The sequence below is a fragment of the Bordetella muralis genome (assembly GCF_965139205.1).
Lineage (GTDB): Bacteria > Pseudomonadota > Gammaproteobacteria > Burkholderiales > Burkholderiaceae_B > Bordetella_A > Bordetella_A muralis.
Genome location: NZ_CBCSIU010000022.1, coordinates 46287 through 68468, shown reverse-complemented (window position 1 = coordinate 68468; position 22182 = coordinate 46287). Strand labels below are relative to the sequence as shown.

Here is a 22182-nt window from a genome sequence, read left to right as displayed (position 1 = left end):
CCCCAAGCCCGGTTTACACTTACCCCTCCCCCTCCGTATCTAAAACAAAGGTTTCCCAATGAGCACCACTACGCTCAAAACCCGCCTAACCGACGCCGTCAAAGAAGCCATGCGCGCCCGTGACGCCCAGCGCTTGTCCACGCTGCGTTTTCTCGTTGCCGCGGTCAAACAGAAAGAAGTCGACGAACGCAAAGAACTGAGCGATGCAGACATCACGGCGATCATCGAGAAGCAGGTAAAACAACGCCGCGAATCGATTGCCGCGTTCGAGCAAGCCGGCCGATTGGAAACCGCGGCACAGGAAACCGCCGAGCTGGATGTGCTGCGTGAATTCCTACCGCAAGCAGCCTCCCCCGAGGAAATCGCTGCGGCAGTGGACGCCGCCCTCGCAGAAGTCGCGGCACAGGGCCTGAGCGGCGGTGCTGCCATGGGCAAGGTCATGGCCATTCTCAAGCCCGCACTGGCCGGCAAAGCCGACATGTCCGAAGTATCGCAACAGGTCAAACAGCGCCTGAACGGCTGACCCTGTTCAGCAAGCCGCCTCGCCGAACAAATCCAGATCTGCCTGTCGGGCTTGTTCGGCAACATCCTCAAAATTGCTCATACCCACACCTGCCAAGCGATATCGGGTCGTGCCGGGCAAATCCACACGCAGGCAGAGCTGCTGAGCAACCATCGCGAGATCGTGGGCCGAGGTTGGCGCGCGCGTCAGTGTCAACGTGCGCGTCACGATACGAAAACGATCTGTCTTCAGCTTCAGGACTACCGTGCGGCCGATCGCGCCCTTTTTCAGTCCCTGATCCCAGACCTTGATCGCCAGACGCCCCAGCACCTCATCCAATGCCTCGATCGGCTGATCCACCATCAGCGTCGTTTCCGCCGATATCTGCTGCAATGGCGCATCAGGTTGCACAGCGCGATTGTCGATGCCTTGTGACAGCTCGTGCAATCGCACCCCATAGCGCCCAAAATGATGCTCGAGCTCGACCGCAGTAAAACGCGATAAATCGCCCACAGTCTGCACGCCCAGCGCGTCAAGCTTGCCCTGCATAACCTTGCCCACCCCAGGCACTTTGCGCACCGGCAACGGCTGCAGAAACGCGAGCACCTGCGATGGTTTGATCACGAACAGACCGTCGGGCTTATTCCAGTCAGAGGCAATTTTGGCCAGGAATTTATTGGGTGCAACGCCCGCAGAGGCCGTCAAACGCGTCTCCTGCAAGATCTCGCTGCGGATCACACGCGCAACCTCCGTCGCCGATGCCAGACCCAGCTTGTTTACCGTCACATCCAGATAAGCCTCATCCAACGACAACGGCTCGATCAAATCGGTATGGCGCGCAAAAACCTGTCGCACCTGGCGAGAGACTTCGCGATATCGATTGAAATCGGGCGGCACGTAAATGGCATTGGGGCAAAGCCGCTGCGCGCGGGCCACCGACATGGCCGAATGCACCCCGAACCGCCGCGCCTCGTACGAGGCCGCACAGACCACCGAACGCGGTCCTTCCCACGCAACGACCACGGGCAATCCGCGCAGCGATGGGTTATCGCGCTGCTCCACCGATGCATAAAACGCATCCATGTCTACATGTACGATCTTGCGCGAAAACGAAAGCATGACAAATGGAGATAACAATCTGCCGGGAAACCGGCATCACACTCGCGGCAACGCGCGGACCCGCTAATAAGCAGGTATCACGCTGGCTACCGCATGCGGATGACCACCGTGCGGACAAAATTACGCTAGTGCCCCCAGGCAAGCAGACCGATAATCGTCACGCCCGCCGGCAGCGCAATCAAAAAAAAGAATATTATGACGCGCTATCGCATCGCGCTTTTAACAATTTTGCTGATCTTCTCGTATCCATGACCACGCCTGCCACGACTGACTATTTTGGCCTGACGATTCCTTTGATGCACCTGATGGGTGTGATTCCAGAAAGCATCGGCCCTGGCCATGCGCGTACGCGACTGCCCTGGCGTGAGGATCTGACCAATAGCCGCGGCGATATTCATGGCGGTACGCTCATGAGCGTGCTCGATTTCACGCTCAGCGCCGCCGCTCGTGGTGGCGACCCCGAGCTGGGCATGGCCACCATCGACATGACCACCAGTTTCATGTCTCCCGGCAACAGCGACCTGGTCATCGAAGCCCGCTGTCTGCGCCTGGGCACATCGATCGCCTTCTGTGAAGGCGAAATCCTCAATGCCGAGGGTCAGATCGTCGCCAAAGCCTCGGCTACCTTCAAAGTCATCAAACGCCGGCCCGGCAGTGACTGACCAGCATGGCTGAGCGACGCGGCAAGCGGTGAAATGGCCTCATGCCAGCCCACCCGGCCTCTACCTCAGCATAGCCACGACCGCAGTCAAAACGACAGCGAATCATTCGCTGTCGCACTGCCTGCTGCCCTTATTTTCGGGACTTTTGCTCCGCAGGCGGATCCTTGGGCATATACGTCGTGCACGACGGTACCTGGTAAATCACCGCCGCACGCATGGCGCGGACAGCGTTCTCGTTCCAGATGCCGCGCCCCCACATCAGGATGTCCACCTGCGACTCACGATCGCCCTGGCCGGTGATTTTCACCCGCGCCACGTCGTCACCCGTAAACGGCGCCTCGACCCGCATCAATGCGCTGCGGCTCGCATCGTCCACCGTGCCATGCACGGTATACGCCCCGGTCCCGCGCAGGCACCGCTCGGCCTGCGCCGTCGCCGCCTCGTATGTCGAACGGTAATCCGACTGCACCGTCAAACTATCCGACGGCATATTTCCGCCCGATGAAATCCCGGTCGAGCAGCCCGCCAGGCCGGCCACGGCGAGCGCCGCCACTGCAATTCTGATCATGTTCACTCCAATAACCAGCCGCGATTATCCCGCAAACCAGCGCACACGTCCCACGGTTCGACGGAACCCTGCCCCCTATGGCATGATCAATAGGTAAACCCCGCCGGCCCGAATGCCGCCCAGGAGACCGATTTTGCCTCACACCACGCAGTTGCCCCAAAAATACCCCCTGAAAGACTTTTTCCGTAACCCCGACCGTGGCTATTTCCGCCTGGCCGACGACGGCAAGACACTCGGGTTCATGCAGCCTGTGGCGCTGGACGGTCAGCCGGCCCGCATGAATATTTTTGTGCAAGCCCTGCAAAACGCCCAGCCCGTGGGCGAACCGCGCAGATTGACCAGCGAAACCGCCCGCGATATCAGCAATTTCTTCTGGAAAGGCGACGACATCGTCCTGTATCAGAAAGATTTCGGCGGAGACGAAAATTTCCACGTCCTGGCCGTCAACGCGCAAACCGGTGTAGCCCACGACCTGACCCCCTACGAAAACGTCCGGGCCGGCATCGAAGACGATCTGCCCGACGATCCGGACCATGTCCTGATCAGCCACAACCAGCGCGATCCGCAGGTATTCGACGTCTATCGCGTCAACGTCCACACCGGCGCAGCAGTCCTCGTCGCGCAAAACCCCGGCAATGTCGTAGGCTGGCAAACCGATCACGCCGGTAAAGTCCGCGCGGCCATCACCAGTGATGGGCTGGACACGACCCTGCTCTATCGTGACGACGAGGCTGCGCCTTTCAAACCGCTGATCACCACCGACTACCGCACCACCGTCAGCCCGGCATTTTTCACCTTTGATGATCGCAAGTTCTACGCCCTGAGCAATCGTGGCCGCGACAAGCTGGCGCTAGTCATCATCGACCCGGCCACGCCCGATCACGAGGAACTGATATTCGCCACCGACGAGGTCGACCTCGATGCCGCCGGCTATTCCCGCAAGCGCCACGTCCTGACTGTCGCCGCCTATCAAACCGACAAACCGCGCCGTCACTATTTCGACGCGGAGACCGAGGCGCTATACCAGCAATTGGAAAACCTGCTGCCCGGCTACGACCTGGCCATCCAGGGGCTGAATCGCAATGAGGACACCTTCATCGTTGCGGCCTACAACGACCGCACGCCAGGCGCGCGCTATCTGTTCCAGACGGCAACGGGCGCGCTGCACAAGCTCGCGGATATCAACCCGTCCATTCCCGAGGCGGAGATGTCGCCGGTGCAGCCCATCCGCTACACCAGCCGCGACGGCCTGGAAATTCACGGCTATCTGACGCTGCCGGCCGGCCGCGACCCGAAAGGCCTGCCCTGCATCATCAATCCGCACGGCGGTCCGTGGGCGCGCGACGGGTGGGGCTACAACCCCGAGATCCAGTTTCTGGCTAACCGCGGATTCTGCGTCTTGCAGATGAATTTCCGTGGATCCACGGGCTATGGCCGCCATTTCTGGGAAGCCAGTTTCGGTCAATGGGGCCTGGCCATGCAGGACGACATCACTGACGGCGTACGCTGGCTCATCGACCAGGGTATTGCCGATCCCGCGCGCATCGGCATCTATGGCGGCAGCTACGGTGGCTATGCCACGCTCGCCGGCATCACCTTTACCCCCGATCTCTATGCCGCTGCGGTGGACTACGTGGGCGTGTCCAACCTGTTCACCTTCATGAACACCATCCCGCCCTATTGGAAACCCCTGTTGGCCAAAATGTACGACATGGTCGGCCACCCGGAGCACGATCAGGAACGCCTGGCGGCGACCTCGCCTGCGCTGCACGTCGATCGCATCCGGACACCGCTCTTGATCGCCCAGGGCGCCCAGGATCCGCGGGTCAACAAGGCCGAAAGCGATCAAGTGGTACAAGCGCTACGCGAACGTGGTGTCGAAGTGCAATACCTCGTCAAGGACAACGAGGGCCACGGTTTCCACAACGACGAGAACAAATTCGAGTTTTATGAGGCCATGGAGGCGTTTTTCGTCGCACATCTCAAACCCTGAATCATCCAAAACAGGGACGATCCCCGATAAAATAGTCTCAACACCGCCCCGCCCCGGGGCGAATAAATCGCCCTTTGCCACGATTGGTTACGGAAACCTAATCCGCCGAGGGCGTGTCTATCTGGTTCTGGCCTAGAATCAGCAGCAAATGAATACCCCTGAAAAATCGAATTCGGCCCCCCGTCGGGGCATCAAGCAGTTTCTGCGCAAACGTATCGTGGCCCAGGCGGCAGTCGGCGTGGCGGGCCTGGGCGTGTGCGGCGCGGTGCTTGTGGGCCTCGCCGTCGCGCTGACCTGGCCCAATCTGCCGCCGCTGCACGCCATGACCGACTACCGGCCCAGCGTGCCGCTGCGTATTTACACCGCCGATCACGTCCTGATCGGCGAATTTGGCCAGGAACACCGCAACGTCGTGCCCTTTGACGACATTCCGCTGGTGATGAAACAAGCCATGCTGGCTGCCGAGGACGACGACTTCTACTCCCACGGCGGTATCGATTGGATGGGTATGGCGCGCGCCATGCTGACCAATCTGGTCCATATGTCGAAAAGCCAGGGCGCCAGCACCATCACCATGCAGGCCGCGCGCAATTTCTATCTGTCGTCCGACAAGACCTATCTGCGCAAATTCTACGAGCTGCTGCTGACCTTCAAGATTGAATCCGAGCTGACCAAGGACCAGATCCTGGAGCTCTACATGAACCAGATTTACCTGGGTCACCGCGCTTATGGCTTCGAGGCCGCCTCGCGCACGTATCTGGGCAAGCCGCTGGCGGAAGTCACCCCGGCCGAGGCCGCCTTGTTGGCAGGGATTCCCAAAGCCCCCTCGCGCTCCAACCCCATCACGAACCTCGATCGCGCCGTCGTCCGTCAACATTACGTGCTGGGACGGATGCAAGCGCTGGGCTATCTGACCCCGGAACAAGCCCAAGCTGCCCGCGAGCAGCCGCTGCAGATTCGCGGCGGCGCAGGCGACCAAAGCGGCGACTTCACAGTCCACGGCGAATATCCGGCGGAACTGGTGCGCCAGATCATGTACGGCCTGTTCCAGGACGGCACATACACACGCGGCATCGATGTCTACACGACCATCGACTCAAAAGCCCAACAGGCGGCCTATCAGGCCGTGCGCATGGGCGTCCTGGACTACACCCGCCGCGCCGCGTACCCGGGCCCCGAAGACCAGATCGACCTGCCCGCCGGCATCGAACAGGATCCGCAAGCCTTCGAAGAAATCCTCGATGGCGTCCAAGACGAAACGCCCGACAGCAGCGATCTGCTGACCGCCGTGGTGCTTTCGGCCAGTCCCACCGAGGTCAAAGTGGCGCGCAGCGCCAAAGAGATCATCACCATCTCCGATAAAAAGGCCCTGGCCATCGTGGCGCGGGCCCTCAATCCGCAGGCCAGCGAAACGCAGCGCATTCAGCGCGGCTCGGTCGTGCGTCTGCATAAAAACGGTGATCAATGGGAAATCCTGAATATGCCGACGCTGCAAGCCGCGTTGGTCTCGTTGGCCCCGAAAGACGGCGCCATCCGCGCCCTGATCGGCGGCTTCGATTTCTATAGCGGCAGCTTCAACCGTGCAACGCAGGCATGGCGCCAGCCTGGCTCGACCATCAAGCCGTTCATCTACGCGGCCTCGCTCGAGCGCGGTATGACGCCCGCCACGCAGATATCGGATCAGCCCTTTACGCTGTCGGTAGAACAGACCGGCTCTCGTCCCTGGACGCCCAAGAACGACGGAAATGACTATCAGCCGATGCAAACCATGCGCCAGGGCCTGTATCGGTCCAAAAACATGGTGTCCATCCGCATCCTGCAGGCCATCACGCCGCAATACGCCCAGGATTACCTGACGCGTTTCGGATTCCAGAAAGATCGTTGGCCTGCGGTATTGCCGATGGCCTTGGGCGCAGGCGGCGCAACGCCATTGCAGGTCGCTGACGCCTATGCAGTCTTCGCCAATGGCGGATACCACGTGCCGCCCTATCTGATCGACAAAGTCATGGACCGCTCGGGCAATGTCCTGATGCAGGCCCAACCGGTCGTAGCGGGCGACGAGGCCGCTCGCACCATCGATCCGCGTACCGCGTGGGTCATGGACGACATGTTGCGTGGCGTGGCCACCAGCGGCACGGCGGCGCGTGCCAAGCGCACACTCAAACGCAGCGACGTCGCGGGCAAGACCGGCACCACCAATGACGCGGTCGACGTCTGGTTTGCAGGCTACACCCCAGCACTGGCCACCGCCGTCTGGATGGGCTTCGATCAACCGCAGTCGCTGGGCACCAATGCGTTCGGCAGCGGCCTGGCGCTGTCGACCTGGCTGGACTACATGCAGCCCGTGCTCAAAGGCGTGCCCGAACAACCACAGCGCCCCCGTCCCGACGGCTTGCTGGTCGATAACGGCGAATACTATTACTCGGAATTCCCGCCCGGCCAGGCTATCGCTTCGCTGGATCTGCCCACCGGCGATCAGTTGACCGACTTCCTCAATAACATGCGGCCCAGCGATGGCGCCCCGACGCAAGTGCGTCCGCTGAACGCCCCCGGCGGCGGCAGCCTGCCTGCTCCGGCGAGCCCGGCTGCGCCGCTGAGCCAGGGGAATCTGCCCATGCCGGGTGCTCCGGTCGTGGCAACCCCCAGCCCGTCCCCGGCCCCCCGGCAAACCGGTCCTGACACAGTGGGCTCGACCGCCAACCGCGCACCAGTCACGCCTGGCGGCACCTCGTCAGGCCAACACGATGCCGCACTGGCCATTCCCATTCCGCTGGCTCCGCCACCGGCAAATCCCCAGCCTGCCACAGGATATTGATAGGAATAAATATTATTCGTGATATCGTTGCGAACTAGGTCAACTCTGTTCCGCAACGACCATGACTGCCGCCACCACGATCAAAACCTGGTATCTGGTCCATAAATGGACCAGCCTTGTCTGTACTGTATTCCTGCTGATCATCTGCCTGACCGGGCTGCCGCTGATTTTTCATCACGAAATCGAGCACCTGTTCGACGAAGGCAAACCCGTCGCGACCTTGCCCGAGGGCACGCCGCCCGCCAGCCTGGACAAAATCGTCGCCACGGCCAAGGCGTTATATCCTGACGAGTACGTCGACTACGTCTATCTGGACGATCACGAGCCCCAGGTCTACGTAGGCTTTGCCCCCGAGCTGGGCACTGCGGTAGAAAAAGGCCACGCCGTGCGTGTCGATCTGCGCACCGCCGAAGTCCTGCATGATGCGCCGCCCTATTCCGAGGATCGTTTCTCGTTCATGGGCATCATGCTGGCGCTGCACGTAGACCTGTTCGCGGGGCTGCCTGGCGAATTGTTCCTGGGATTCATGGGCCTGCTTTTCGTGGTCGCCATCGTCTCAGGCGTCGTCCTCTACGGCCCCTTTATGAAAAAAGTGGAGTTCGGCACCGTACGTGCCGCACGCTCGACTCGCCTGAAATGGCTGGATCTGCATAATCTATTGGGTATCGTCACGCTCGTCTGGGCCTTTGTCGTCGGCGTGACGGGCGTGATCAATGAACTGTCCACGCCCCTGTTCCGTATGTGGCAAGCCTCCGAACTGCCGCGCATTCTGGAGCCCTATCAGGGCCGCAGCGTGCCCAAGGACCTGGCCTCTGTGCAAAACGCCGCCGACACGGCAATCAAAGCCCTGCCAGGACGCGAAGTCTCGTTCATCGCCTATCCCGGCAATGCCTACGGCAGCCCGCATCATTATATTGTCTGGCTAAAGGGCGACACCCCTCTGACCTCGAAACTGAATACGCCCGTGCTGGTGGACGGCGTCAGCGGTGATCTCAGCGCCGTGGCGCGCATGCCTTGGTACCTGACGGCCCTCGAAGTCTCGCGCCCCCTGCACTTTGGCGACTATGGCGGCATGCCGCTGAAAATTTTGTGGACCCTGCTCGACCTCATCACCATCGTGGTGCTGGGTAGCGGCCTGTATCTCTGGATCGCTCGCCGCAAGGCAAACAACGCTCGCATCGCAGAGCTCGTCCGGCGTCATCAACAACTCAAACCGCAACAAACCCCCGCATGAGTTCACGCAGCCGCTTTTTATTCGTATGGGGTGCGCCCATTGTGCTGGGCGTGCTCAGCGTCTTCGGACTGCTGGCGGCCCTGCTGGGTACCGGCCTATGGCACTGGGCCTCGTGGATCTCGCTCGCGATTCTACTGGTGGTCATCGTCAAGTACTGGTGCTTCCCGGCAAACCCAGCGGGCTCGACTGCCCGGCGCTGAGATCGGCGTGGCCTGTCCAGGCCACCCGCTACGCCCCCCAATGGCCACTGTAAAACCCGGTTCTCCCGCTTCTCCGCCTCGCGGCGGCCTGAGCACGCTGCGCACCTTGCTGCCCTATTTGTGGCCCAAAGACCGGCCGGGGCTCAAGGTGCGCGTGGTCGTCGCCATGCTCTGCCTGCTGGCGGCCAAACTCGCCATCGTCTATGTGCCGATGCTCTATGCATCGGCCATCGATGAACTCAGCAAAAATACGGCGGGTGCCGCTGTCGTCGTCCCGGTGGGCCTTATTCTGGCCTACGGTGCCGCTCGCGTGCTGTCCCTGCTGTTCTCCGAGTTACGCGATGCCGTGTTTGCCCGCGTCGGCCAGCATGCGATCCGCGCCGTGGGTTTGCAGATTTTTCGCCATCTTCATGCTCTCTCGCTACGCTTTCATCTGTCGCGGCAGACAGGGGGACTGACACGTGTCATCGAGCGAGGCACCAAGGGCATCCAGACCCTGCTGTCTTTCACGCTATTCAACATCCTGCCCACCTTTTTCGAGATTGCGCTGGTCTGCGGGGTGCTCTGGAAACTCTTTGATATCTGGCTCGCGACAGCAACTATCGTGACGATCGTGCTGTACCTGGCCTATACCTTGGTCGTGACCGAATGGCGCACCAAGTTCCGCCGCTTGATGAACGAAACGGATTCCGAGGCCAACACCAAATCTGTCGAAAGCCTGCTGAACTACGAAACCGTCAAATATTTCGGCAATGAGGAACACGAAGCTCGCCGCTACGATGCATCGCTGACACGCTACGAACAGGCTGCCGTGCGTAGCCAAGTCAGTCTCTCCATTCTGAATGTCGGCCAGGCGGCCATCATTTCCGTGGGGCTGACACTTGTCATGTGGATGGCGGCACGCGGCATTGCCGACGGCCGCTACACGCTGGGCGACTTCGTATTGGTCAATACCTATCTATTGCAATTGTATGGTCCGCTGAACTTCTTTGGCTTTGTCTATCGCGAAATCAAACAGTCGCTTATCGACATGGAGCGCATGTTCGAGCTCCTGGATCAACATCGCGAGATCAGCGATCCACCCGACGCTGGCACATTGCAGTTGTCTGGGGCCCGTATCGAGTTTCGCGACGTCGCGTTTGGCTACGATCCGCGCCGCCCGATTTTGCAAGGCGTCAGCTTTACGATTCCCGCTGGCCGTACGCTGGCAGTGGTGGGCACGTCCGGAGCCGGAAAATCGACGTTGGCCCGACTGCTATTCCGCTTTTATGATGCGCAGGCAGGTGCCATTCTGATTGACGGGCAAGACATTCGAGAGGTCACACAAAGCAGCTTGCGCGCAGCGATTGGCGTCGTGCCGCAAGATACCGTGCTGTTTAACGACACGATTCACTACAACATTGCTTATGGCCGTCCCGATGCAACCGAGGCGGACGTTCATGCCGCAGGCCGCTTGGCACATATTCACGAACTGATCATGGCTATGCCGGACGGTTATCAAACGCTGGTGGGCGAACGCGGCTTGAAATTGTCGGGGGGTGAGAAACAACGCGTCGCGATCGCGCGCACCTTGCTGAAAAATCCCTCGATCTTTCTCTTTGACGAGGCGACCAGTGCACTGGATACGCATACCGAGCGGGAAATACAGGCCAACTTACGTGAGGTCAGCCAGGGACGTACTACGCTGATCATTGCGCATCGGCTGTCTACGGTCGCCGATGCCGACGAGATCATTGTGTTGAGCGATGGGCAGATTGTGGAGCAAGGCCACCATACGGCGCTGCTCATGCGCGATGGGATCTATGCAGCCATGTGGCGCAGACAGCAGGCCCAAGGAAGCAGCGCCGCCGTGGAGGATGTTGATCGAGGCGGTGATGCAGACGATGACTCGGCAGAGTCAGGTAACCCGATGCGCCAGTGACTGTAGATTCGCCAAAGGCAAAAACGCAGCGCCTCTTTCACGATAATCCGAACGCGAAATGGGTCGGGACCGCAATCGTGCTCGATCGCGTCAAGACCACACTGCATGCCCCTGTCAGGGTGCCAGCTTGAATCCGAGATCAGTGCCCCATTTGTCGGTCTCGCGCAGCCACTTGGCCCCGCAAGCCAGGCAGCGGAAACGATCCTCGCGACTGCCCTCTCGCCCCCTTTGGGTAGAGTATATGAAGCCCTGATGCCCCAACTCACCGTGGGGTTCTGTTCCCGGTACGCTTGGCATGATTGCCTGGCACGCTGGACACATGATGCTCATGACCAATCTCTGAACGATAATTGGCAAATTGTAAGTGATTACACCAATTATTGACATCTCATTCGTGATTGGACCCCGGAGATCCTGCCCTGGCGGCTGTTTTTGCGGCAAAAAAACCTCATTGTTGTAGCGTCCCCATCGACAGCCGACGCCAAACTCGTAACATCCCCTGCCCCTCAAACGGTAGGCAATGCCGCGTAACACGTAGCCAAGTGATAAGGCGTTGACGAGGGCATATCCGCCCGTGCGAGCCGGCCGCTGCCGTCCAGACATTCGCGCCAGCCACCCGGATGCAGAAAGCGGCTCTGGAACTGCTGCAACTGCCGCGTCAATTCGGCCCATTCTCCCGACGCTGCCAGATAACGCGCATACTCGGCCTGCGCCCAGATGCGTTCCGTCGGGTCCTTGATGCGGCCATCCTCGTACAGCGCGGCGCACACGCCAGCGGTCCTGACTGCGACCCCTTGCTCTCGTGCCCAGGCGCAACCGCGCGGCAGCATCAGGGGCAGTTCCAGATCGGCAAACACGGCCGGTGCACTATTGAGCAAAACAAACCATTCAAACTGATGTCCGGGCTCTATGTGATTGTCGGCTTGCCCGGACGGCGCTTCAGTAATACACAAGGTCGGCGCATGCAAAAAAGTATCCGCAACACTTTGCGCCAGGCCGCGCAACGTCTGCGCAAACCAGGCGGGCTCCGCCACGCGCGACGCTGCCAGATAGGCTTCGGTCAGATGCATGACGGGATTTTGCGCCGGGCCGGCCAGCGCTTGCTGCCAATCCGCTGACATCGACGCGTGATAGCGGCCATCCTCACGTCGAAATCGCGCTTCGATCTGTTGCGCCGTTTGCAGCATCGCTTGTCTGGCCTCGGCCCGATGCGAGCGCTCGAAATACGCGGCGCATGCAAACACCACAAACGCGTGTGTATACAGGTCCTGTGCATCATCCAACGGCAGTCCCTCGACATCGATGCTATAGCGCCATCCGCCATGCACGTCATCGCGGAAATGCCGCAGCAGCGCATCGAATAGACGATCCGCGTGATGCGCATACGCCGCACCCGGGGCACATGCATAGACATACAACTGACGCGCGCACGCCATCGCACGATAGCGCTGCACGGGCAACGGCAGTCCGGTATCGCCGGCCAATGCCTCGTAAGGCAGATCCATGCGTTCGTTAAAGCCGCGGCCTGCCCACAAGGGCAAAATCACATCATTGAAATGCTGTCGCAGCGCCTGAACGGTGCGCGCGAGATCAGTAGGGACAGAAATAGCCATCGGGACATGGCGCGCAATCAGCGCGCGCCGAAAATGACGAAGTAACGACGATAACCCGAATCATGCTACCACCAGAACCGGCGTCGTTCCGACCTCATTCGGCGCGCGCGACCTGCATCAAGTTTTCACCTACCCATGTTAGCGAACGATGTTTTCCTCGACCCAGTTTTGGGCGAAGATCTCTGCGCGGTCACGCGCCTCGTGCAATGAAGAACAAACACCTAGATAGGAAAAGGCGGCATCGACTTCGGTGCCTCCCTCAGCCGTTACCGTCAGCAGTACGCCGTACCCGCCGGTATCCATGGCTGCTGTGGATACGTCGATCAGCACTTCCTGGTCTTGATGCTGCATGGCTTCCTCCCAGTCGGTTATCCAAACGCGTGAATCCACGCGCAACAGAGAGCGGGATCCAATGCAGATGCAAGTTGGACACGTCTTTGTCACGCAAGTTCATCTTACCCACTAGTTGTCGGCCGCGATACTCAAACCATGTCGCAAACGTGACCAAATCCCCTGGGACATTCCCTAGTTCTGCAGCCGAAAAATGCAAAGCATTGCAAAGTGCACGCGCGCACTATCCGAGATGTATTGCGCCGGGGGATTCCATGCGTAGCGCCAGACGCCCTTTGTCGGTCAGGATCACCTTGCCCTGATCGGTTTCTTTTATGCACAGCAGAATCAACAAACCCTCGGCGACATGTGACGGAATTTGATCTCGAGATACCCCTGCCTCCTCACCATCCGAGATGAATTGTAACCATTGGGCTAATTCGCCTTGTTGAACGTTGATACGCGGCATAACGGGTGTCCGAATAGATGTGCAAAACCGGAGGCTACGATAGCATGCGCCCCGCTGCGCCGAGCCGGAACCCGGCCAGAATGCGTTGTTGCCTTTGCGCCAAAAAAGGCCCCCACGCTGCGCCTTCGGCTTGCTGCCCCCCAAGGGGGCGTTTTTGTTTTGGGGCGGCCCGGCAACAGAAGATTTCCCGCGCTGGAAACAATTTAGTGCTTGCATCCGCAAAATCGCAGCGCTACATTGAATTCACCAAGTGTTCTGATACCCAATGCGTACGAAGCTTGGTAGGAGCGCCCCAGACTCATCTCGAGCTGGGGCGCTCTTCATTGGGCTGACGCTACGGCAGCGCTGTGTAGTGCATGGAGCAGGCTTCCTGCGCAGGCGTTAGGAATCAATGACTACGGTATTGCCGTGGGTAATCGTGCCGATTTCTTTTCCGTGCCGGCAGAGAATCTGCAAGCCGCCGTGACCGGATTTCCACCACGCAGCTGGGTGATCAAAACCGGACGTGTAGTGGCTCGCAATGGGCAGATAATGCCTGGACGCAGGCGTCTTCGTCTCGGTCGCGATCGCACCGACAAAATCGGACTGATCCCATATGACAAAGCCCCTCCAATCACCCTGGCACGCATGCTACCGAGCCCGCTCCCACGCTTTGAAGATACGGGGCTTTGCCAACCTCAGGAATTTTTTCCATGCACGTGGGATACCGTTGTTCCGCCATTGAGACACGGCCCCCGTTGTCAGGTCGCACAGACGCGCAACTTCACTGGTGCCGCCCAGCGCGTCAATTAAGTCACCATCAGTTTTCTGTTCATCCATGTTTAAATTTTAGTTGACTAATAGCGTATTAGCAACCAAATCACAGCCAACTAAGATTGAATTTGTTTAGCCTACTAAGATGTTGCTGTTCAAAGACCGCATTCAAACTGCCTTCAATGAGGAAAACCACCGCCGCAAAGCGGAGGAAGCACCGCGTCTGACAAAAACCGATTTGTGGAAGGCGGCAGGTATGACTTCTGCAGCTGCCACGTTCTGGTTTGACGGCTCTAATGGTGCAGACATGGACACCTGCATGAAGATCGCACCATTGATGCGCGTGAGTGCAAAATGGTTGTTTGACGGCACGAAACCCAAACATATAGATCCTCCGCCTCCTGTCGCCGACGATCACACACCGATCCGGGTGGTGGATGCCAAGGCGTCGGCCGGCAAGGGCAAACTCGTCTTTTCGGATGATGCCGCCAAGACGCTGATGTTTCGGCGCGACTGGCTGACAAAACACGACGCCATCCCTGAAGAAACCCTCGCCTTTCACGTTGACGGCACGTCCATGTTGGACCTGCATATCATCGACGGCGCAGTTGTTCTGGCAAATCAAAAAAAAACCGACCCCATATCCAAAAAAGTCTACGTGCTGTGGCTGGACGGCCACTTGTACGTCAAGCAATTGATCAAACAAAAAGGTGTCTGGTACGCCAGATCCCACAACGCCACGCAAGCCGACGACTACCCGGATATCCAGATTGAACCCGACGACCGTATCGTCGGCCGGGTGTTTTGGTGCGGGTTTGATCTGTAGAACATCGGCTCGATAAGTTCACGCGGTGCCCACTATTATCGCGGCTATACATCTGTCTGACGACTCCCGCAAGATCGAAACCCCCTCCCAAGACGGCAGGATTGGTCTGATTCAATCGACTACTCGTTAAGCATCTCGTTGCATCCTTCGGACGCGCAGGTAGTCACCGCGAGCGGTAACAAATATAGCGACATGTACACCTTTAGACGTAGGCGCGCGTCCAGCGATCGGAAATAATGAATTTTCATCACTGCCAGGGTTTTAACTCCATGCGTTTTCCGCCTCTCCGCCTCAAATCCACCCAATATTCGTCAGTCGCTGGGCGGGCGGGCTTGCTGGCCTCTGTCGTGCTGCTGGCAGCTTGTGCGCCTACCCCGACCATCGACGAGCGCGATTCCTTTACGCAGGAAACCACCTATTCCCATCGCTTCGCAGGCACGTCCAGCCAAGCGGCGTGCGAAGCCGGACGGCGCGCACTGCTGGGCCAGGGATACATCATCGACAAAGCCGAACCCAACCAGGTCAGCGGGCACAAGAACTACCAGGATAAAGAAAACGACAATCAACATGGACAGATTCTGTTCAACGTAAATTGCACGACGAGCGGTTCCGGCGAGGCCACGGTATATGCCAACGCGCTGCGTGAGCTGTATACGATGAAGCGGTCGAGCAATTCGGCCAGCGTGGGCCTGAGCGTGCTGGGTTCGGTGTCCATGCCACTGGGCGCGAGCGACGATTCGCTGGTGAAAACGTCCAGCGAAACCATCTCGCGTGGCGTGTTCTACGAAGGATTCTTTCAACAATTGGAACAGAATCTGACGTCAGCAAAAGCTGCAATCGATTCGGGCACAACGCCCGGACAGAATCCCAAAGCGGCTGGTGCAGCTGCGAAGCAGCAGATAGACAAACCAGGTCTGCGTGTTACGCCGCCCCAAACAGCCCCAACGCAAACGAACGCCCCCGCTCCGACACAGCCGGCAAAACCCGCGGCCCCGACGCCGTCCACATCATCGCCATTGCCATCGGCCACAACGCCTGTCGATACCAATGCAGTCGAACCTGCTAAATCCGGCGCAACCAGCCCGTCTGCGCAGCCTGCGCCCACGGATGCTTCGACGGCTCCGGCGTCGGGCACTGGCAGTGGCAACTGACCACACTCACATGTGATCGTTGCGTACGTCCAAGGCGTCGCGCAATCCGTCGCCAATGAAGTTGAAGCTGGTAACCGCCATCGTGATCATTATCCCCGGCACGATGGCCAGCCAAGGCGCACTGGCCAGATATTGTTGCGCTCCGTTCAGCATGTTGCCCCAACTCGGCAACGGCGGCTGGATCCCGTAGCCGAGAAAACTGACATAGGCTTCAAGCAAGATCGCACGCGCCACGGTGAGCGTCGCGGCCACAATAATCGGCCCCACGACGTTGGGCAGGATCTCGCGAAACATGATGTGGGTGCCGCTCAAGCCCAGCATCCGCCCCGCCTGCACGAATTCCCGCTCACGCAGCGAACGCACCTCGGCTTCGACAATGCGCGCAACTTCCATCCAACTGGTGATCGCTATGATCACCGTGATCATGGTCGGGCTGGGCTTTAACAACGCGGCGAGCGCCAGCACGAGAAAGATCGACGGGAATGCCAAAAAAGCATCGACCATCCGCATCAACGCGGCCCCTACCCGGCCGCCACGATAGCCTGCGATCACGCCCACGGCCGTGCCGATAATCGTAGACAGCACCATTGCGGAGAATCCCACCAGCAGCGAGATTCGTCCGGCCTCCAATAAACGGGCCGTCTGATCGCGTCCCAGCGGGTCGGTGCCCAGAAAATGCAGCCCCGAAAAAGGTGGTGCGAAACGCGCGCGTAGATCGACATAGAGCGAGTCATACGGCAATAACAGAGGCCCCACGATGCAGGCCAGGACCAACACCGTAATCATTACCATGCCCACCAACGCCAGCCGGTGACGCGCGAACCTGCGCACGGCTCGGCTCTGCCACCAATGGGTACGGTCTGAGGGGACTGCGATAGTAGTCATGACAAGGTCCTGAGCGGATGGGTTCAGCTAAGCCGGATACGCGGGTCAACCGTCGCGACAATAATGTCGGCGATGAGGTTTCCAAGCAGGGTCAAAAAGGCGGACAGCATCAGCAGCCCCATGATGACCGGATAATCGCTATAACCAAGGCTATCGAGAAACAAGCGCCCCATACCGGGCCAGGTGAACACCGTCTCCGTCACCAACGCGCCTCCCAGAATCGTGGGCAATTGCATCCCCGCCAACGTAATCATGGGAAGCAAGGCATTGCCCACCACGTGCTTCATCAGAACGCGGCGCTCCGGTACCCCCTTGGCCCGAGCGGTTTTAATGAAATCCTGATTGATCACGTCCAGCGTGGCCGATCGCATGTAGCGGCTCCACGTGGCGACATGCACCAGAGACAGCACGAGGCTCGGCAACACCAGGTGATGCAGGTAATTCAACCACGACTGATCCCCGATGGTGTACATATTGCCCGCGGGCACCCACCCGAGTTTCAGCGAAAATAGATAAATCCCGACCAAGCCGAACCAAAAGGTCGGGATCGACAATGCCACCATGGCGCCGATGGTCGCAACATAATCAAAGCCCGAATAGCGGTGCGTCGCCCCGCGGATACCGATCCATGTGCCAATGGCAATGGAAATGGCGGTCGACGTTCCCATCAGCAACAGCGTCGCAGGTAAATGGCGCGCGATGACTTGCAGAACCGGCGTGCCATCACGATAAGAGCGCCCCCAGTCGCCCTGCAGCATCTGCCAAGCCCAATCGAGATACCGCAGCGGCAAAGGCTGATCCAGGCCCAGCTGGCGCGTCAGGCGATCGATATCCGCCTGCGTCATACTCGCATCGAGCGCGAATTGCGACAGCGGGCCACCAGGGATCATATTCAGCACCCCAAAGCCGATGATCGACACGATCAACAGCAAAATGATGCTTTGCCACAAACGATTAAGCAGAAATCCGGCCATTCATCCCTCACGACGGATTACAAAAGACGCACTACCAGGAGCCTCATCAAGCGCCCCGAAACCACCCAGCCGCATGCCAGGACTCGGTACGCGTATTGCTATTGCTGGCCGTACCCTGGATATCGGATTTCCGTCCCCGGACCACGTTTTCGGAGAAGAGCGGCAGAAAAGGCAGATCGGCACGCACCTGCGCCTGGATTTCCTTGTAGATCTCAATGCGGCGCTTCTGATCAAAGGTGCGGGCGCCCTCTTCCAGCAATTTGTCTACACGCGGATTACTGTATTGCGCCGTATTGGAGCCGCGCCCGCCCTTGGCGCGGATCGCACCCGTATGGAACCGGTTGAATACATCGGGATCGGAGCCCACCAGATAATTGATTCCCACCACGACGGAGTCATATTGCGACAGCGTCCAGAAATCTCCCCAGATCACAGCCGCCGGCAGATTCGAGATCTTCATCTCGATGCCGATTTCCTTCATGGTCTGCTGGACGAACTGCTGCAGTTGTTCGCGCAGGTGATTGCCCGATGTGGTGGAGCAACTGAAGGCGAGCCGTACGCCGTTCTTGGCACGAATGCCATCCGAGCCTTTTACCCAGCCGGCATCATCGAGCAGCTTGCGGGCTTTATCGAGACTGAATTCGTGTTTGGGCAAATCATGGTTGTAGTAGACCGAACCGCGCGGCATATAAGACTCGACGGGTTCGGGCAAGCCATAGTACAGCGCGTCGATGATCGCTTGTTTATCGATGGCGGCATAGATCGCCTGGCGAACGGCGAGCTCCTTGAATACCGGGCGTTCCAGATTGAGATAGATCTGCTCAACGGTGGGCGCTGGTTGCAGTTCAACGACCCTGTTTTTCAGCGTTTTGGCCTCTGCGTAGTTATCGGGCGTGATGTATTGACGTCCCACCAGATCAATATCGCCGCTCTTGAACTGCGTATACAACACCGTCAGATCGGGGATGTATTTGAATACCAGCTGCTCGATGTAGGGCCCTTCGCCGTGGTAGTTGGCATTAGCGACCAACTCGACGTGGTCGCCTGCGACGCGACGGCCCCATTTGAACGCGCCAGTGCCGATCGGGGCTTGGTTGAATGCAGCCGTGTTCTTGTCGGCCTCTTTCTCCAGCACATGCTTGGGAACGATAAACGTCTCTGTCAGGAACGACATATACGGAGCGAAAGGCTCTTTCATCTTCCAGGTCAATTCGGTCGGAGAGACGACGGTAATGTCCTGCACGAGATTGTGCCCAGCGGTGCGCCAACTGCGGAATTTCGGATCGACGATCAGCTCGAGGGTGAATTTGACATCCTCGGCTGTCATGGGCGTGCCGTCATGCCACTTCACATCGTCGCGCAGCTTCACTCGCCATTGCAGACCATCGGCAGACAGCCCACCGTTTTCCTGGCTCGGCACCTCTGTCGCGAGGTTGGGCACAATCGAGCCATCCGGCATGGTGCGAAACAGCGCGTCGAACACCGAAAAATGCAGACCATCATCGACTTCGATCTTCAACATCAACGGATTGAACACCGTTGGCTCTTGCGACAGTCCAACGATGACTCGCCCTGTCGGCGCGGCAGGCGGCGTCTGGGCAAAAGCAGGCTTGCCCAGCAGATTCGTTGCAAACAAACCCGTCGCGCCAGCAAGCCCCATCAGTTTCAGGGCGGAACGACGGCTCATCGAGGTGGTTGTGTCAGTCATTGGAATTCCTCCGTGGGAATACGGCATGGTTAGCGCTGAAGTCTTCAGTGACCGGCTCCCGCTGGCCCGGCTCCTGGCCCGGAATGGCAGCCACCAACTCGCGGGTATAGGCAGATTGGGGATTGAGAAAGATCTGCGAGGGTGGTCCCATCTCGACGATCTTGCCCCTCTGCATCACGACGATCTCGTCGCAAATCTGACTGGCGACGCGCAAATCATGGGTGATAAAAACCATCGATACGCCGGTCTCGCGTTGCACTTGATCGAGCAACATCAGGATTTGCGCCTGAATCGACACATCGAGTGCCGAGACGGACTCATCGGCCACCAGCAGCTTGGGTTTGAACATCAACGCGCGGGCGATGCCGATACGTTGACGCTGACCGCCAGAAAATTCATGCGGATAACGCTCGAAAGCTCCCGCATCCAGGCCTACGTGCGACAACAGCGCTTTGGCTTGTTCGCGGGCCTGCGCGACGGGCATGCCATACGCGACCGGTCCGACGGTCAGGATATGTGCAACGGTCGAACGCGGATTGAGCGACGCGAAAGGATCCTGAAAAATCATCTGGATCTTTGGGCGCATCGCACGAAACTTGTCCTCGCTCATCGGGGCGATATCCGCGCCCTCAAAGAAGATCCGGCCGCTATCGCTGTCCATCAGCTTGATCAGCAACCGCCCAAGCGAGGTTTTCCCCGAACCGCTTTCTCCCACGACGCCAAGCGTGCGACCGGGTTTCAGCTCAAAAGAGACATCGTCGACGGCCTTGACGATGCGTTCACTGCGCAGCAGACGGCTGCCACTGCGATAGGTCTTGACCAGATTCTCGACTTTCAGAATCGGCGTTTCGGCCGTGCGCGACAGCACGCGGTCGGTCCCGGTCAGATGCGGGACGGCGGCGATCAAACGCTGGGTGTAGGGGTGCTCTGGAGTCTTTAGCACCCGGTCTGCAGGCCCTTGCTCGACGATTTTTCCCTTTTCCATCACCACCACGCTATCGGCGATCTCTGCAACCACACCGAAGTCATGGGTGATGAACATCACACTCATCCCTTTGCGACGCTGGATATCGCGGATCAGGTCCAGGATCTGCGCCTGCGTGGTCACATCGAGTGCAGTCGTCGGCTCGTCCGCGATCAGGATGGCGGGCTCCAGCGCCAGTGCGATCGCGATCATCACCCGTTGCCGTTGTCCGCCGGACAGACGGAACGGATACTGGTGAAACATCAACGCCGGGTCTGGCAAACCGACCTCGGTCAACAGTTTGAGGGCGCGCTCCTTGCGACTATCCGCGGTGCCCACGGCGTGAGCCATCAGGGCCTCGGTAATTTGCTCGCCTACCGTCATCAGAGGGTTCAATGCCGACAGCGGATCCTGAAAAATCATGGAAACCACGCGGCCACGCAAGTCGCGCAACCGCTCGGGTGCGGCATCGATGATCTCGGTATCACCCAGCAGGATCGAACCCTCAGTGACACGAATCACCCTGGGCAGCAAGCCCATGATGGCATTGGCGGTAACGGACTTGCCGGAGCCCGATTCCCCGATGATGCAAAGAATCTGTCCTTTCAGTAGATCGAATGAAATGTCGTCCACGGCATGAGCGCGTTCCATGCCAGCGGGCAGACTGACGGTCAGATTGCGCACCGAAAGTGTCGCCTCAGAGGCTGCTGTACTGCTTGCCGGTATAGAAGCCACAAATCCCCCTACCCTGTAGTGATAGTGATGGCGTGTTAGTAAAAATTTAGGATATATTGAAAATCTGGTAGATATCTTCATTATCTTGCTAAACGCTCATTTCCTGTCAATAGGGGATTTCGATGCCGGCATCCGGGAAAAACGCAGATCAGCGTGCCACCGCCCATCATGCGGATGCGCCCGAGTTTCATGTCGGCGCCAATCTGCGAAAACTGCGCAAGCAAAAGGGAATGTCGCTCGAGAGCCTCGCTCAGGCCTCGGGGGTCTCGATGGGAATGATCAGCCAGGTCGAGCGCGGTATCGCCAACCCTTCGATGCGGCTGCTGACCTCGCTGCGCAGGGCGCTGAACATCAGCATGCAGGAATTATTTGGCGAAACAAAAAGCGAGGCGCTCAAGACGGGGGAACCCTCTTTTGTGCGTCGCCGTGCACAGCGGCCAGTCATCGACCTGGGCATGCTGCACAAAGAACTCCTCACGCCACCTGACCGGCAAAACCTGCAGATCATGATCCTGCGGCTGGAGCCTGGCGGTAAATCGGGCGGCCATGCCCTGAGCTATCCGGCAGAGAAAGGCGGCCTTGTCCTGTCAGGCAAGGTGGTTCTCACCGTCGATGATGAAGCCTCTGAGTTGGAGACCGGTGACAGCTTCGTCTTTGACAGCAACCGTCCGCATTCCCTGCGCAACACCAGCGATGTTCCGACTGAGGTTCTGTGGATCATCGGAGCAGTCCAGTTCGATCGTTTCCTCTAGCCCCCTAT

Annotated in this window: 20 protein-coding genes; 10 read left to right on the top strand and 10 right to left on the bottom strand. The window is 59.0% G+C overall.

Annotated features, from left to right (window positions below; translation table 11 throughout):
- The first annotated feature begins 58 nt into the window (after window positions 1-58).
- On the top strand, window positions 59-523 hold the full coding sequence (locus ACNA0I_RS22705) for a GatB/YqeY domain-containing protein (RefSeq protein WP_094821674.1): 465 nt from the start codon (window positions 59-61) through the stop codon (window positions 521-523).
- 6 nt (window positions 524-529) lie between these two features.
- Here the strand turns inward: ACNA0I_RS22705 and dinB are convergent, their stop codons facing one another.
- Window positions 530-1621 (bottom strand): DNA polymerase IV, encoded by a 1092-nt coding sequence (gene dinB / locus ACNA0I_RS22700; RefSeq protein WP_415808294.1) that lies wholly within the window; start codon window positions 1619-1621, stop codon window positions 530-532.
- A 248-nt stretch (window positions 1622-1869) separates the two neighbouring features.
- Between dinB and ACNA0I_RS22695 the strand changes: the two genes are divergently transcribed.
- Window positions 1870-2283 (top strand): PaaI family thioesterase, encoded by a 414-nt coding sequence (locus tag ACNA0I_RS22695; RefSeq protein WP_415808293.1) that lies wholly within the window; start codon window positions 1870-1872, stop codon window positions 2281-2283.
- A 130-nt stretch (window positions 2284-2413) separates the two neighbouring features.
- Here the strand turns inward: ACNA0I_RS22695 and ACNA0I_RS22690 are convergent, their stop codons facing one another.
- Complete coding sequence (locus ACNA0I_RS22690; RefSeq protein ID WP_415808292.1) at window positions 2414-2851, bottom strand: BPTD_2524 family lipoprotein; 438 nt, start codon at window positions 2849-2851, stop codon at window positions 2414-2416.
- 133 nt (window positions 2852-2984) lie between these two features.
- On the opposite strand from ACNA0I_RS22690, the gene ACNA0I_RS22685 reads away from it, so the two are divergent.
- From ACNA0I_RS22685 to ACNA0I_RS22665, 5 genes are all read left to right on the top strand, one after another.
- A complete protein-coding gene (locus tag ACNA0I_RS22685; protein WP_415808291.1) occupies window positions 2985-4844 on the top strand; it encodes an alpha/beta hydrolase family protein in 1860 nt (619 codons plus the stop codon).
- A 148-nt stretch (window positions 4845-4992) separates the two neighbouring features.
- Window positions 4993-7659 (top strand): penicillin-binding protein 1A, encoded by a 2667-nt coding sequence (locus ACNA0I_RS22680; protein WP_415808290.1) that lies wholly within the window; start codon window positions 4993-4995, stop codon window positions 7657-7659.
- A 61-nt stretch (window positions 7660-7720) separates the two neighbouring features.
- Entirely contained in the window at window positions 7721-8893 is a 1173-nt protein-coding gene (locus ACNA0I_RS22675; protein ID WP_415808289.1) for a PepSY-associated TM helix domain-containing protein, read from the top strand.
- Window positions 8890-9093, top strand: coding sequence for a hypothetical protein (locus ACNA0I_RS22670; protein WP_415808288.1), 204 nt, complete (start codon window positions 8890-8892; stop codon window positions 9091-9093). Before ACNA0I_RS22675 ends, ACNA0I_RS22670 begins: the two co-directional genes overlap by 4 nt.
- A 40-nt stretch (window positions 9094-9133) precedes the next feature.
- Window positions 9134-11014: an ABCB family ABC transporter ATP-binding protein/permease gene (locus ACNA0I_RS22665; protein WP_415808287.1), complete on the top strand. Its 1881-nt coding sequence runs from the start codon at window positions 9134-9136 to the stop codon at window positions 11012-11014.
- 114 nt (window positions 11015-11128) lie between these two features.
- Here ACNA0I_RS22665 and ACNA0I_RS22660 read toward each other — a convergent pair whose 3' ends face one another.
- From ACNA0I_RS22660 to ACNA0I_RS22645, 4 genes are all read right to left on the bottom strand, one after another.
- A complete protein-coding gene (locus ACNA0I_RS22660) occupies window positions 11129-11344 on the bottom strand; it encodes a hypothetical protein (protein WP_415808286.1) in 216 nt (71 codons plus the stop codon).
- Between the two features lie 176 nt (window positions 11345-11520).
- Window positions 11521-12627, bottom strand: coding sequence for an AGE family epimerase/isomerase (locus ACNA0I_RS22655; protein WP_415808285.1), 1107 nt, complete (start codon window positions 12625-12627; stop codon window positions 11521-11523).
- Window positions 12628-12765: 138 nt separating this feature from the next.
- Window positions 12766-12978 carry a hypothetical protein gene (locus tag ACNA0I_RS22650; protein ID WP_094821683.1) on the bottom strand — a complete coding sequence of 71 codons (213 nt, stop codon included), beginning with the start codon at window positions 12976-12978 and terminating at the stop codon, window positions 12766-12768.
- 223 nt (window positions 12979-13201) lie between these two features.
- On the bottom strand, window positions 13202-13426 hold the full coding sequence (locus ACNA0I_RS22645; RefSeq protein WP_415808284.1) for a hypothetical protein: 225 nt from the start codon (window positions 13424-13426) through the stop codon (window positions 13202-13204).
- An 898-nt stretch (window positions 13427-14324) separates the two neighbouring features.
- Here ACNA0I_RS22645 and ACNA0I_RS22640 point away from each other — a divergent pair.
- Both ACNA0I_RS22640 and ACNA0I_RS22635 read left to right on the top strand, forming a co-directional pair.
- Entirely contained in the window at window positions 14325-15005 is a 681-nt protein-coding gene (locus ACNA0I_RS22640) for a S24 family peptidase (RefSeq protein ID WP_415808283.1), read from the top strand.
- A gap of 269 nt (window positions 15006-15274) precedes the next feature.
- Window positions 15275-16156 carry a DUF2242 domain-containing protein gene (locus tag ACNA0I_RS22635; RefSeq protein ID WP_415808282.1) on the top strand — a complete coding sequence of 294 codons (882 nt, stop codon included), beginning with the start codon at window positions 15275-15277 and terminating at the stop codon, window positions 16154-16156.
- A gap of 6 nt (window positions 16157-16162) precedes the next feature.
- Here the strand turns inward: ACNA0I_RS22635 and ACNA0I_RS22630 are convergent, their stop codons facing one another.
- From ACNA0I_RS22630 to ACNA0I_RS22615, 4 genes are read right to left on the bottom strand one after another with little or no spacing between them, the layout of a single operon-like run.
- The gene (locus ACNA0I_RS22630) at window positions 16163-17041 is read right to left on the bottom strand and encodes an ABC transporter permease (protein WP_415808281.1); all 879 of its coding nucleotides are present in this window, start codon (window positions 17039-17041) and stop codon (window positions 16163-16165) included.
- A gap of 23 nt (window positions 17042-17064) precedes the next feature.
- Entirely contained in the window at window positions 17065-18015 is a 951-nt protein-coding gene (locus ACNA0I_RS22625) for an ABC transporter permease (RefSeq protein ID WP_415808280.1), read from the bottom strand.
- Between the two features lie 46 nt (window positions 18016-18061).
- Window positions 18062-19723 carry a peptide ABC transporter substrate-binding protein gene (locus ACNA0I_RS22620; RefSeq protein WP_415808279.1) on the bottom strand — a complete coding sequence of 554 codons (1662 nt, stop codon included), beginning with the start codon at window positions 19721-19723 and terminating at the stop codon, window positions 18062-18064.
- Window positions 19716-21371, bottom strand: coding sequence for an ABC transporter ATP-binding protein (locus ACNA0I_RS22615; protein WP_415808278.1), 1656 nt, complete (start codon window positions 21369-21371; stop codon window positions 19716-19718). Before ACNA0I_RS22615 ends, ACNA0I_RS22620 begins: the two co-directional genes overlap by 8 nt.
- 173 nt (window positions 21372-21544) lie before the next feature.
- Here ACNA0I_RS22615 and ACNA0I_RS22610 point away from each other — a divergent pair, with 173 nt between their 5' ends.
- The gene (locus ACNA0I_RS22610; protein WP_415808277.1) at window positions 21545-22174 is read left to right on the top strand and encodes a cupin domain-containing protein; all 630 of its coding nucleotides are present in this window, start codon (window positions 21545-21547) and stop codon (window positions 22172-22174) included.
- Window positions 22175-22182: the final 8 nt, after the last annotated feature.